Origin of the sequence: Maribacter ulvicola, assembly GCF_900155985.1 — a bacterium.
Lineage (GTDB): Bacteria > Bacteroidota > Bacteroidia > Flavobacteriales > Flavobacteriaceae > Maribacter > Maribacter ulvicola.
In genome coordinates this window covers 43,672-57,557 of the sequence record NZ_FTMA01000010.1, presented here as the reverse complement: position 1 = coordinate 57,557, position 13,886 = coordinate 43,672, and the positions used below count along the sequence as shown (strand labels likewise).

Here is a 13,886-nt window from a genome sequence, read left to right as displayed (position 1 = left end):
AAAAATGAAAAAATATTTATATAGATGGAGTAACTTTTTATTCCTAATAATTTTGTCGATTGCATCTTGTAGTGATGTATTGGATAAGTCAGACTTATCAGCGATCAATGAGAAAGATGTATGGAGTGATGAAACTTTGGCAAAAGGTTTTTTAAATGAAATTTATGAGCGTGGATTATCCGGATGGCCTATAGCTGCATCAGGAACAAGCGATGATGCACAAGGTTCTGGAGGTATAATTTATGGAGAATTAACCTCAAATAGTATTAGACAGTATGGGGGCAAATACCGGAATATTAAGGATATTAACTTGCTTTTAGAGAAAGTAGAAACTGGTAGCTTAGATGCTAGTTTTCAATCTCTATTAAAATCACAAGCTTTGTTTTTTAGGGCTAAAATTTATTTCGAATTGGTTACTGCCTATGGGGGAGTTCCATTGGTTTTAAGTGTGCCCGTTCAAGGTGTAGATGAGCTAGAATTGCCAAGAAACAGTACAACGGATTGTATTGCCCAGATAGTCTTAGATTTAGATGAGGCCATTACTAATTTACCTGATGAATATGAAGATGATGCAGATTATGGAAGAATTACGAAAGGTGCAGCTATGGCATTTAAAGCCAAAGTTCTCCTGTTCTTTGCAAGTGAACAATTTGACCCCTCTCAAAGTGCAACAGCACGTTGGCAAGATGCTTATGACGCAGTTTCTGAAGCAAAGGATAATCTAGAAGCCAATGGTAAGGGTTTACATGCTAGTTATGCAGATTTATGGTTTGATGAATCTATATCTAACCCCGAAGCAATTATTATCAAAAAATACAATATTGATAAAACACATAATAGAGATGCCGGTTGTCGTCCATTTGTGACCGGAACTAATGGAGAAGCTTGGGATAAACCAACTATTGATCATGCAAATGCTTACCCAATGAAAGATGGTAAAACCATAATGGATGTAACGTCGGCTTACGCTTATGATAGTGATGTGTTTTGGTTAAATAGAGACCCAAGGTTTATGGCAAACATTGCTTTTAATGGTGTAAACTATCCATTAAATGATCCTGAACCCCAAACGACCAGCGATTTAGTTTGGACTTTTCAAGATAGTCAAATTGAAGCGGAGGCAAATAGTAGGGTAACACCATCTGCTCTTCTTTGTAGAAAAGCGATTGATGGTAGAATTGAAGGTGGTAACCCGGCACTTAATAGTTCTACTGACTGGATAGAACTCAGGTTTGCTGAAATCCTATTGTTTCTTGCAGAATCTGCTAATGAAATAGGCAATACTGCCGAAGCATATACTGCTTTGCAACAAATTCGTGAGCGTGCAGGTATAGATGCGGGAGGTGATGGTTTATATGGTTTAGAACCAGCAATGAATAAAGATCAGATGAGAGATGCCATAATGCTGGAGAGAAGAATTGAACTAGCTTTTGAAGGAAAAAGGTCTTCTGATTTAAGAAGACGTAGAATGTATGCCACAATTAATGGATCTATCAGAAGAGGTTATGTTATAGAAAGAACTGCTGCGTTTGATGCCTTACATTCTTCAGATGAAATTTTGGATGATAGAAAAGAATTAGAGGCTGGGGTTTTAGATGGAAGTATAGATTTGAACAACCCCATAGTTTATAATACTTTTTTTACAACAGCTATACGTAGTTTAGAAAGGGATGGAAATTTAACCGATGATGGATTACCAATCAATTATGACGAAAAATATTACTTTTTTGATCTTCCACAATCCGCATTGGACAAAAATCCTAAGCTGGAACAGACTTTGGGATGGGATGGTGGAACCTTTGATCCATTGCAATAAAGTTTAAAAATTAAGTTGTTAGTTTAGTTTGTTTTAAAATGGGTTATGTGAAATAGTACATGACCCTATTTTTTATTTTTAAATATAGAATATCTAAAACTCCACCATTTTATTAAATTTTCACAACTTTTATATGGTGTCAAAGTATACCATTTATATGAATAATATTAAATTTCAATAACACTAATGACGACTACTTTACAACTTAAACAGTCAAATACGCTAACAATTCTAGTCAGTATGCTTTTAACAGTTTTTTTAGAAATGAGATGCATAAGAAATAATAATCTTATGATGTAAAAATATAAATTGTCAACAATCTTACAATTCAATAAAAATTCTAATTATATATTTTATAAAAAATGAACATATCAAAAAAAACAATTTATCTTTTCTTCAGTTTGCTAGTAACTCTATCGTATGGTCAACAAGGTACTTTAGATCAATTAAATGTATCTGATTTAGATATGAGTAAAATTGAACAACCTTGGTGGACAGCACAAAAAAATAGAGCAATTACCGGGGAAAAAATAAGTATTTCTGGAAAAGAATTTACGCATGGTATAGGGACCATTTCTAGAAGTAAACTTTTTATATTCTTAGATGGAAAATCAAAAACATTTACTACTGAGGTCGGAATACAAGATTCTGAAGTCAAAAACGGACCTTTTAAGTTCAATGCATTAGGCGACGGTACTAAGTTGTTCTACGAAGAAAACAGTAAGGGTAAAACATTTGTTGGTATTGCCAATACAGAAACTTCCATAGAAAAAGGTTCTGTTATATTTATAATTAAAGGAGATGATAAAATCCTGTGGAAAAGCAAAAAAATAAAGGGGGGAGAACAAGCTGTTTCTCTAAATATTTCAGTAAAAGGAATAAATGTTCTAGAACTTATAGTTGAGGATACTGGAGACGGCGTATCTGGAGACCATGCTATTTGGGCAAATGCAAAATTAATGTTCAATGGATATAAACCTCAAATTGTTGATGGTAATTATTTGAACAGAATGAAAGTTGCAGATCGTGCGTTTAATTCGAAACTAGAACCACTGATCAAAAAATTACCGGAACCTACGCCCCAATACGTAGACGGTATTAAAAAAGATTGGCTTATAGATAATATTTCTCTGGCATCTAAAGTTTTTAGGAGTAAGAACAATAAGGAAATTACAATCTCTAACGGTTTGGTTAGTAGAACTTTTAGAATAACGCCTAATTGCGCTACAGTTGATTTTAAAAATTTAGTGAATGGAGAATCTCTTTTAAGAGGGGTAAGTCCTGAAGCAATGGTACAAATAGATGATATTGAATATCAAGTTGGCGGGTTAGACGGTCAGGTAGAATATGGCTATCTAAAAAAAGAATGGCTAGAACAGATGTGGAGTCCTAAGAATTCATTTCAAATAGAAAATTTTAGAATTGAAAATATAAAGCCACGTTTAGATTGGAAAAATAAAAGATGGGCATTAGAAGAAAAAGATGATTTAAAGGGAAAGGAATTAATTTTTGAATATGCACATTCAGATTTACAAAACGTAAAAATAGAAGTGCATTATGAAATTTATGATGGTATTCCATTGATCAGTAAATGGATTACCATAGAAAATAATAGTTCCAAAGAAGTAATTTTAAATAATTTCAAGAGTGAAATATTAGCGACTGTTGAGCCTGAAAGTGCTGTTGAAAGAGGCGAGACTGGTTGGGAATTGCCAAACATTCATGTTGAAAGCGATTTTGCTTTTCATGCAATGTCCTTTAAAGGATCCAATCAAGTAGTAAATTGGGAAAAGGATCCCCGTTATACCTCGCAAACCAATTATCCGCGTTTAATGCCTTGCTTGCTAGAGTGTAAACTTCCTATAGGTCCAAATGAAACAATAGATAAAGGAAGCAATTTTGAGTCATTTAGAGTTTGGGAAATGCCCTTTGATAGCTATGATAAGCAAAGAAAAGGTTTGGCAACCAACAGATTTTATAATCTTGTAGCGCCTTGGACAAGTGAAAATCCACTGTTTTTGCATTTGACAACTACAGATGAAAACAAGGTTAAAGCTGCTATAGATCAATGTGTAGATACCGGTTATGAAATGGTAATTCTCAGTTTTGGTAGTGGTCTTAATATGGAAGATATTTCCGATAAAAATATTGCAAAGTTTAAAGGATTGGCAGATTACGCACATTCTAAAGGAATTGAATTAGGAGGTTATTCGTTATTATCAAGCAGGTGGATAAGTGACGAGGTAGATGTAATTAATCCAGAAACCGGAAAAAGAGGAGGAGTCATTCACGGAAGCTCGCCATGCTTAAATAGTCAATGGGGCATAGATTATTTTCAAAAATTAAAAACCTTCTTTGAAAAAACTGGTTTTGATCTATTAGAGCATGATGGCTCTTATCCCGGTCAATTATGTGCATCAACTACACACGTAGCACATAAAAATGTAGAGGATTCGCAGTGGAAGGCTTGGAAAAGAATTTCAAACTTTTATAAATGGTGCAACGAAAAAGGAATATCATTAAATATTCCCGATTGGTATTATCTAAGCGGAAGCACAAAAAATGGCATAGGTTATAGAGAAGTTAACTGGTCTCTACCTAGAGAACGACAATTGGTTCTAGGACGTCAAAATATTTATGATGGTACTTGGGACAGAACTCCTAGTATGAGTTGGACTTTTGTACCGTTGACACAATATCATGGAGGAGGTGCGGCCGCAACAATAGAACCTTTAAATGATCATTTAGATGCTTATGAAGCGCATATGGTGCAAAATTATGGCTCTGGTGTTCAAGCGTGCTATAGGGGACCAAGGTTATATGATACCGAAAGAACCAAAGAAGCCGTAATAGATATAGTTGAGTGGTATAAGACCTATAGAAATATATTGAACTCACCCATTGTACACCTTAAAAGAGCCAATGGAAGAGAGATTGATGGTATTATGCATGTAAATCCAGAATTGAAAGAAAAAGGCTTTGTTCAATTTTTTAACCCAACAGCTACATCCATTAAAAAAATAGTGAAGATTCCTTTGTATTATACCGGACTGAAAACCACCGCAAAGGTTAGGGAACAAGAAGGGAAATCCAAGGAATACATACTAGATAGAGGATATAACATAACAATGGAAATTGAAGTGCCAGCTAACGGTAATACGTGGTTTGTAATTGAATAATGATAAAACAGTAGGGATGAAAAGAATAACAATGATGCCCCTTTTTTTAGCGTTATTTTGGGTAACTAGTACCTGTATAGGTCAAATCAATAATGGAAATAAGCTACCTGAAGAAGTTAAATGGATGTACGATGAAGCACAATGGGGCATTAGTCATCACTACTTAGCGGGAGGGGAGCTAGATAAAGCATATTTTGATATACGAAGTTTTGAGGAATGGGATTATTATATCGCTAATTTTGATGTAAATGCCTATGCCAATTTGGTAAAGAAGCTAGGAGTTGGTTATGTTATATTTACAATAACCCAAAATAGGGGATACCTTGCAACAACAAGTAAGGTTTATGATTTTAATTCGCCACCTTGCCCAGTAAATATTCCCGGCTGTGAAAATCAAGAAGGTGTTTTACGGGCAGATTATACCCCCAATAGAGACTTACTTACACATTTAGCAAAGGCTTTAACTAAAAAGGGAATTAAAGTTATAGCCTATCTACCATCTCATGTAGGCGATCGCTGGACAGGACAGCAAATTTCACCTCCGAAATATCCAGATTGGTGGATCAATGATTTTATTGGAGAGTTGTCCAATAAATGGGGAGATACTGTTGCCGGTTGGTGGTTTGATGGTTATTGGAATATTAGTAAAGACGAACAAGGAAATGATTACCCCATTGCAACAAAAATTTGGAATGCTGTTAGGCGGGGAAATCCAAATGCGATAATAGCATTAAATACGGGACTAGGTAGTGAAGTATTTACGAGTCCGGATAAATATAGTCAATATTCGGCGGGTGAATCCAATGAACTACCACCCCTGCCAACTACGAGATCTTCTAAAGGAAAAGGAGAAAAATTTGTACAATACGTTGGTTGGTCCTTTCTATCTGAACAAGATCCCGTTTTTGCCGGATGGGGAGAGGTTGATAGAAATTTAAGGTTTAAAGACATAGAAGTAGCAAAGCATACCGTAAAAGCTAGGGAAAATGGAGGTGTCTCTACTTGGGATGTTGCTATAAACCCTAGTGGAAATTGGCCCTTGGCAAAAATGAAACAAGTACAAGTTATTGGCAAAACAATGAATACAACAACAGATACTACGTATTCAAGTTTACAGCTTGTAAATAATGCTAATAAAGAAATAATTTACACTGGTAATTGGCAATATTCGGAAGATAGAAAAACAGGAGCTTTTGAACAAGATGTGCATTATACTGAAAATAACGGGGACTCCTTTAGTTATTCCTTCACAGGGACCAGTATTGTATTTGCAACTTCAAAAGCGCGTGACCAAGGTAATATTGAGTTGTTCTTAGATAATAAATCACTCGGAATATTTTCTACTTATGATAAATATAAAAGGCAGGTACAAGAAATCATTTATGAAAATCATCATTTAATGCCGGGTAGACATACCTTAAAAGGTGTAAAAAAATCTGGGAAGTATATGTGGGAGATGTGCTGGGAATTAAAAACGAAAACAAAAACTTATGAAATTTTCAATTTTAATAATATTTAGTGTAAGTCTCAGTATTCTTCTAGGCTGTTCAAAAGAAACAGAGGAAACGCATATTTTTATTTTAATGGGGCAGTCTAATATGGCGGGTTATGGTGAGCTCTTACCAAAAGACAAGATTCTGGTTAATAAAGTATTTATGATTCCTACAATAGCAACAGAGCCCTATGCATGGCAACCTGCGTCACATCCCTTACATAACCGTTTGTCCTCTGATCGCTTTGGATTAGGATTGCCCTTTGCTAAAGAATATTTAAAAAGCCACCCTAATGTTACTATAAAATTAATTCCGGTAGCATGGGGAGGAGCTGCTATAGATGATTTGAACAAAGGAACCAAGACGTATAATGATGCTGTTAAAAAAGCATTATTTGCCGAAAATGAAGGGATAATTAAAGGGGTTTTGTGGCATCAAGGTGAATCGGATACCGTTAATGAGGAGTTGGCCAATTCCTATGAAGACAAACTACATCAGCTAATTATAGATCTACGTTCAGATTTAAATAAACCTAAACTTGCTTTTATTGTAGGGAATTTAGCTGAATTTTATGGCACGGGAAAAGACCATAATTCTAAAGAAAGATTAAAAAAAATAGACCAAGTAAAAAAAGCTTTAAGAGATTTACCAACAAAAGTTGAGTATACTGGTTTTGCTGAAAGTAGTGATTGTAAATCTATAGACCATCATATGGTACATTTTGATAGGGAATCTTATATATTATTAGGTAAAAGGTATGCGCAAGAATTTGAAAATCTAATAAATAAATAGTGTTTTGATATTGAAATAGAATACTATCCCGCAAACTAGGTAAATTGAAAATAACTAGGGTTTGACTTTTATTTAAGGTCAGACCCTTATTGCCAAGATCGTAAAGACTGCTTTACAATTGTGCACCAGTTCTTGAAAAGTACTTCTCTAATACATTCAAAATTCATTGTCAGTTGCCAATATGGTATAAAAAAAGCTTATTAAAGCCGCTTTTATCCATCGTAGTTATTTTAAATGACATCGTTCTCTCGCTAAATTTGCTGTTTTCCATTGTAACAGTTTGCATTTAAAGTTAGTAAATTCGAGTTATGAATTGTCCTATTTTAAGGAAGACCTATAATATGAAACTTAGGTGTATTCATTGAATTATTTGAATGCAAGGTAGGTAACCAATTTATATGGATAGATTTTACAAATGAAAACAGAACTTATAATAAAAGATAAGGTAAAACAGAATACAGGGTTAAAAGTCTCTCGATTTAAACAAGAGATAAGAAAGACAGCCCCACACAGACATAATGGATATTTTGAAATTATTTTTCTAACCAAAGGATCTGGGTCACATACTATTGATACTACAGAATATAAAATTCAGGCACCGGTAATTTTCAATATACGAAAAGAACATATTCACTTTTGGGATATAAAATCTAAACCAGAGGGGTTTGTTTTTATTATTAAGAAAGCATTTATTGACAATTGTTTAGATAAAGACATCAAAAAGCTAGTTGCAGAATTAAGTGCCTTAACTTGTCTGTTTCCTACGGACACCACCATAGTTGATATTTCTAACATTTTACTGCAGGAAAATGAAGAGAAGAAAGTAAAAAATCGTCAGATAATAGAGGGCTTATTAAAAGCACTATTAGCAAAGTTTCTAGAATCGGTATCTCCAAATAATTCTAAAATAGAATGCAGTTCTATCTATCAAAAATTAAACTTACTTTTAAGTAAAGAAAATGAACTTACAAATAAGGTAAGCCATTATGCAAAACTATTAAATACTACTCCACAAAATTTAAATGCAGTATGCAGAAAAGAAACAGGTAAATCTTCTGCAGCGGTAATTTCTAATTACATTATTAATGAGGCAAAACGTCTTTTGCTTTATACTGATTTAAGGGTTGGTGAAATTGCAGATAAACTTGATTTTAAAGATAACTCTCATTTTTCTAAATACTTCAAAAGAAATGTAGGGAATACCCCAATTGAGTTTCGTAAGTCAAATGATTAAGTACCATACGTTTTTCAAATAGACCACACTGTAGTCTATATGTTGTATAATTTTACATCGTGTTAAAATCACAACATATGAAATGGCTAACATATATTCTCACTGTACTTTTACTTTCTTCTTATGCAGAAAACCAAGAACAAATAGTAGAGGGAAAATGGATAAAAGGTACGGAACAAGAAAAAATTGAAACCATCGAAAACCAATTTAGGGGTTTTGATATGGCAATGGTAGAAACAGGATATCGCTATCAAGAACTGTATTGGGCAGGACAAGATGAAAATTGGGAATATGCTGATTACCAAATTGAAAAAATCAGAAAAGCGATTGAGAACGGCTTGAAAAGAAGACCCAAACGTGCAAAATCCGCAGAACATTTCTTAACCGTTGCAATTCCAGAAATGGAAAAAGCACTCGAAAAAAGAGATACCCTTGTATTCAACAAAAATTTCCAAATCTTCACCAATAACTGCATTAGTTGCCACGCAATGGAAAAAGTGCCAAGCTTTACTATAAAAAAACCGCTTTATAGACAATCACCAATTAGAAAATAATGATAGAATTTATTAATCAGATAGACATTGAAATTCTATTATGGCTGAATGGTAATCACAATCTATTTTGGGATGCTGTAATGTGGTTTGCAACAGGTACATTCACTTGGCTGCCATTTTATATGATATTGTCATTTCTGTTAATATGGAAATATAAAAGGGACGCAATATTGATGATTCTGTTAATAGCATTACTGATAACAATAAGTGACCAATTAGCTTCAGGCATATTTAAACCATTTTTCGAAAGATTGCGGCCAAGCCATAGTCCTTATTTGACAGGTAAACTTCATTTAGTAAATGATTATAGAGGTGGTAAGTTCGGTTTTATTTCTTCTCACGCAGCCAATGTATTTTCATTAGCATTTTACTTGACATTAGTGGCTAAAGAGAAATTAAAATGGATACCATACGTGCTTATTCCTTGGGCAATCTTTGTAAGCCTTAGTAGAGTTTATCTTGGTGTTCATTATCCATCGGACATAATAGTTCCAACGATTTTAAGTATACCAATAGCTTGGATAGTAGCTCGAATTTATAAAACGTATAATCCCATATTGATAAAAAAAATTGCTTAAAATGTTTAAAAAAAAAGTTAGTACTGATATATCAAAAACAACCATCATTATTCGCTTAATGGTTGGTGCTGTTTTTCTATCGGAAGGTATTCAAAAATTCTTATTTCCTACCATTAGGGGTGTAGGAAGATTTGAAAAAATGGGGTTTTCAAATCCTGACATTTGGGGCAATTTAGTTGGTGTTTGTGAAATTCTATGTGGTTTATTATTGCTTTTCGGTCTTTTCACTCGTGTAGCTGCTTTAGGAATGCTTATCAATATGACAGTAGCCATAATTATAACAAAAATTCCGATTGCCTTTGGTGAAAGTTTTAGACCATTCAATCTTCGAGAATTGAGTAACTATGGAGTATGGAGTTTTGCTCACGAAGTACGCACAGATTTAGCAATGTGGATGGGTAGCCTCTTCTTAATAATAAAAGGAGGTGGTTTTTGGTCGTTAGATAAAAATATGTACAAAATCAAATGAATTTCTTTTTACAAATCGATTATGAATTTTTAAAATGGATTCAAGCAAATAGAATCATTTTTTTAGATCCTTTATTTTATTGGATTTCTTCATCTACCTTCATTATTTCAATTATGCTATTAGGTTTTATTGGTCTATTTTATATTAAAAATAAAGTAAAGCCATTCCAAATAAAGTATTACAGCCTTTTATTAATATTTATAGCTTCCTCAACATTCAGTTTAATTTTAAAATATGCTGTTAAGAGACCACGCCCATTTGTATCCCACCCTACCATCATTCAATTATATGAAACAAGTACCTTTTCTTTTCCATCAGGTCACACCGCAATTGCTTTTACTTTAGCATTTAGCTTAGTACTCTTTTCATTAAAGAAATACTATGTGATACTTGTTTTTATTTGGGCTTTTTTAGTAGCCTATTCTAGAATGGTATTAGGTGCTCATTTTATCTCTGATATAGTAACTTCAATTTTAATAGGTTTTATGTTTAGTCTATTAATCAAACCAATTTCAAAAGAATGGATAGTAAGAAAAACTTAAAAGAAGTTGCAAAACTTTTTTTTAAATTAGGAAGCATTGCTTTTGGCGGTCCTGCAGCTCATATTGCAATGATGGAAGATGAAGTTGTGAAAAAAAGAAAATGGATGAGTCAACAACATTTTCTTGACCTAGTAGGTGCAACTAATTTAATTCCAGGACCAAATTCTACCGAAATGACAATGCATTGCGGTCACGAAAGAGCAGGTTGGAAAGGATTGATTGTTGCGGGTGCCTGTTTTGTTTTTCCTGCTGTTGTCATTACAATGATTTTTGCTTGGTTATATCAACAGTACGGACAACTACCAAAAGTTGAACCATTCCTTTATGGTATAAAACCAGCGGTAATCGCCATTATTCTAGGAGCGGTATATCGACTTGGTAAAAAAGCATTAAAAAATATTGAACTCGGTGTATTAGGTGTTCTAACCTTAATTGCTTGTTTACTAGGGGCAAATGAAATTTTAGCGTTATTTGCTTGTGGTCTTTTAGGTTTAATGCTATACTTTGTTAAAAACTCAAAAAACGCATTAAATAGTTTTACTCCATTTCTTCTTTTACAAGTAGTAATAACACCAAATACTCTAAAGATTCTATGGACGTTCTTTAAAGTAGGTGCTTTGCTTTATGGTAGTGGTTATGTGTTATTTGCCTTTTTAGATGCGGAATTAGTTGCTACAGGTTTACTAAGCAGACAAGAATTAATAGATGCTGTGGCTGTTGGTCAATTTACACCTGGTCCAGTTTTATCAACCGCTACATTTATTGGGTGGCAATTAGGCGGTTTTTGGGGCGCCATAGCGGCAACAATCGGTATTTTTCTTCCTTCTTTCATTTTTGTTGCTATACTCAATCCGCTTATTCCAAAAATGAGAAAATCGAAAGTTGTAGTAGCTTTTTTAGATGCTGTAAATATTGCAGCGGTTGCTGTTATCGTAGCAGTTTGTGTAGAGATGGGAAAAGAAACGTTGACAGATTGGCGTACAATTTTAATTGCGGTATTAAGTTTAATAATTGTATTTGTCTTTAAGAAAATGAACAGTGCATTTATTGTTATTGGTGGATCATTTATAGGTTTTCTATTAACTTTGTGCTAGAATTATATGGGCTCCAAAAAAAGAAATAGTAAAGAATGTTGTAACATCAACGAAGTTGTACAGGAATTTTATGAATTCTTAAAAGCTTATATCATAAAAAAGACAAATGATATAAACCTTGCAGAGGACATTGTTCAGGAGGTGATGCTCAAATTGGTAGAGTCCCATAAAAAATCCATTGAAGTTAATAATATTAAAGCTTGGTTGTTTCAAGTTACTCGAAATACCATTGCAGATTATTACAATAAAAACAAGATTGAATTTAATTTTGATGAAGATTGGAAGGAAAGTAGTATTTCTGGTGATGATATTTCTTCCATTTTAGAGTCAGATTTTATCATTCCAATGATAGGATTACTTCCAGAAAAATATGCTAATCCACTACGATTAAGCGATATTGAAAATATTACTCAAAAAGAGATTGCAATACAACTTAACCTTGGTGTGTCCGCAACAAAAATGAGAGTTCAGCGGGGTAGAGAAAAATTAAAGACCCTATTTATAGAATGCTGTGATATTCAATATGACAAATCAGGTAAATTTTCGTCGTGCACAATAAAACCTCACTGTACACCATTACAAGAAATAGAAAAAAAAATAACTAATTAACCATTGATACATAGTTGGTTATAAGTAACTTCTCAAAAAAACACTTTTTTTATTTCTAAAAATGTGTCTTTTTTTAAAAATTACAGACTTCGTAATAAAGTTTAATCATTAAAAACATTTATTATGAATACTGAAATTAAAATTTTACACTCTTCATGTTGTGCAAAAGGTTCCCCCATTAAGGAACAATTAGAAAAATTGGCACAAGAGAACAATCTATCAATTTCTATAGAAGAACTCTCGGAAATGCAAGACACTATGGTCTATGGTACAATGTCTTTTCCTTCATTAGTGATCAACGGTAAAGTTCACACTTACAAATCATTTACATCTGATGCAGAACTTCTTGCAGCATTAAAAGCAGCATAATATGGAGAAGTTGACAGAATTATTATATAGTTTTTCAGACTATATCGTTTTTGAATTACTTGGTTTAAATCAATCAGGGCTGTTTGCAACAGCCCTTCAATACTTTATTGCCACGTTTATTCTAATTGCTTTTTTAGTTGTAATTGTAACTTATGTAATGGGAATTATTACGAGTTATTTACCAATGGATAAAATACGCGATTATTTAGAGCGTAATAAGAAATCAGGTTTAGGCAATGTATTTGCCTCTTTATTAGGAGCAATTACCCCTTTTTGTTCGTGCTCATCCATTCCATTATTTGTAGGGATGATGCAGGCTAGAATTCCGTTAGGTATCGCATTATCTTTCTTAATCACCTCACCATTGGTAAACGAAATAGCTATTGTGTTATTTTGGGTGTCTTATGGTTGGAAGGTTACTTTAATTTATATTTTATCTGGTATTGTTTTAGGTGTTATAGGTGGGATTATTCTTGATAAAATGGGTATGTCAGCTCATATAGCAGAATGGTTAAAACAATTGCATTCTAAAACTGAAAAAACTATTGAAGATAAAAGGTCTTTAAAACAGAAGTTTCCAGAAATACATAAAGAAGCATTAAGTACATTAAAAAAATTAGTGCCATACATCTTTATAGGTATTGGAATAGGTTCTTTTATTCACGGTTATGTGCCTCAATCCTTTTTTGAGACTTACATTTCCAAATCAAATCCATTTGCTGTTCCTATTGCAGTAATTATGGGTATTCCTCTTTATATAGATGCTGTAGGTGTCTTACCGGTAGTAGAGACTTTGGTGGATAAAGGAGTACCATTGGGTACGGCTATTGCCTTTATGATGGGGTCTATTGGTTTATCACTTCCTGAAGCTTTACTCTTGAAAAAAGTGATGCAAAAAAAACTAATCATTGCTTTCTTTTCAGTTATAGGTGTAGGAATGATTATTTCTGGTTATGTTTTTAATTTAATATTTTAATTTATGAAATCAATTTTATCATCTATAAGTGCCGTATTTGTTGCATTAGTGGCTTGTACTTGTTGTGTTGGTCCATTAATGGCTTTTGCAGGAATGTTAGGAGCAAGTGTTTCTCAATTGGTATGGCTAGCAACAATAAAACCCCTTATAAAGTGATTAAAGAAATTAAGTAAAAACATAT

14 protein-coding genes are annotated in these 13,886 nt (G+C 33.3%); all 14 read left to right on the top strand.

The window, feature by feature from the left end; all coding sequences use genetic code 11:
- The first annotated feature begins 4 nt into the window (after nt 1-4).
- Nucleotides 5-1,816 (top strand): RagB/SusD family nutrient uptake outer membrane protein, encoded by a 1,812-nt coding sequence (locus BW936_RS17755; RefSeq protein WP_076550881.1) that lies wholly within the window; start codon nt 5-7, stop codon nt 1,814-1,816.
- A gap of 362 nt (nt 1,817-2,178) precedes the next feature.
- On the top strand, nt 2,179-4,995 hold the full coding sequence (locus BW936_RS17750) for an NPCBM/NEW2 domain-containing protein (protein ID WP_084182132.1): 2,817 nt from the start codon (nt 2,179-2,181) through the stop codon (nt 4,993-4,995).
- Between the two features lie 16 nt (nt 4,996-5,011).
- On the top strand, nt 5,012-6,514 hold the full coding sequence (locus tag BW936_RS17745; protein WP_143744215.1) for an alpha-L-fucosidase: 1,503 nt from the start codon (nt 5,012-5,014) through the stop codon (nt 6,512-6,514).
- Nucleotides 6,486-7,280 (top strand): sialate O-acetylesterase, encoded by a 795-nt coding sequence (locus BW936_RS17740; RefSeq protein WP_076550875.1) that lies wholly within the window; start codon nt 6,486-6,488, stop codon nt 7,278-7,280. Before BW936_RS17745 ends, BW936_RS17740 begins: the two co-directional genes overlap by 29 nt.
- A 415-nt stretch (nt 7,281-7,695) precedes the next feature.
- The gene (locus tag BW936_RS17735) at nt 7,696-8,514 is read left to right on the top strand and encodes an AraC family transcriptional regulator (protein WP_076550872.1); all 819 of its coding nucleotides are present in this window, start codon (nt 7,696-7,698) and stop codon (nt 8,512-8,514) included.
- Nucleotides 8,515-8,573: 59 nt separating this feature from the next.
- The gene (locus tag BW936_RS17730) at nt 8,574-9,068 is read left to right on the top strand and encodes a hypothetical protein (protein WP_244156265.1); all 495 of its coding nucleotides are present in this window, start codon (nt 8,574-8,576) and stop codon (nt 9,066-9,068) included.
- 173 nt (nt 9,069-9,241) lie between these two features.
- Nucleotides 9,242-9,646, top strand: coding sequence for a phosphatase PAP2 family protein (locus tag BW936_RS17725; protein WP_244156264.1), 405 nt, complete (start codon nt 9,242-9,244; stop codon nt 9,644-9,646).
- A 1-nt stretch (nt 9,647) separates the two neighbouring features.
- Nucleotides 9,648-10,115 carry a DoxX family protein gene (locus tag BW936_RS17720; protein WP_076550864.1) on the top strand — a complete coding sequence of 156 codons (468 nt, stop codon included), beginning with the start codon at nt 9,648-9,650 and terminating at the stop codon, nt 10,113-10,115.
- Nucleotides 10,112-10,657: a phosphatase PAP2 family protein gene (locus tag BW936_RS17715; RefSeq protein ID WP_076550862.1), complete on the top strand. Its 546-nt coding sequence runs from the start codon at nt 10,112-10,114 to the stop codon at nt 10,655-10,657. Before BW936_RS17720 ends, BW936_RS17715 begins: the two co-directional genes overlap by 4 nt.
- Entirely contained in the window at nt 10,636-11,751 is a 1,116-nt protein-coding gene (chrA, locus tag BW936_RS17710) for a chromate efflux transporter (protein ID WP_076550860.1), read from the top strand. Before BW936_RS17715 ends, chrA begins: the two co-directional genes overlap by 22 nt.
- A 6-nt stretch (nt 11,752-11,757) precedes the next feature.
- Nucleotides 11,758-12,360, top strand: coding sequence for a sigma-70 family RNA polymerase sigma factor (locus BW936_RS17705; RefSeq protein ID WP_076550857.1), 603 nt, complete (start codon nt 11,758-11,760; stop codon nt 12,358-12,360).
- 123 nt (nt 12,361-12,483) lie between these two features.
- Nucleotides 12,484-12,729: a thioredoxin family protein gene (locus BW936_RS17700; RefSeq protein ID WP_076550854.1), complete on the top strand. Its 246-nt coding sequence runs from the start codon at nt 12,484-12,486 to the stop codon at nt 12,727-12,729.
- Nucleotides 12,730-12,739: 10 nt separating this feature from the next.
- Nucleotides 12,740-13,705 (top strand): permease, encoded by a 966-nt coding sequence (locus BW936_RS17695; protein ID WP_208611140.1) that lies wholly within the window; start codon nt 12,740-12,742, stop codon nt 13,703-13,705.
- A 3-nt stretch (nt 13,706-13,708) separates the two neighbouring features.
- Complete coding sequence (locus BW936_RS19675) at nt 13,709-13,861, top strand: hypothetical protein (RefSeq protein WP_159439036.1); 153 nt, start codon at nt 13,709-13,711, stop codon at nt 13,859-13,861.
- Nucleotides 13,862-13,886 lie beyond the last annotated feature (25 nt).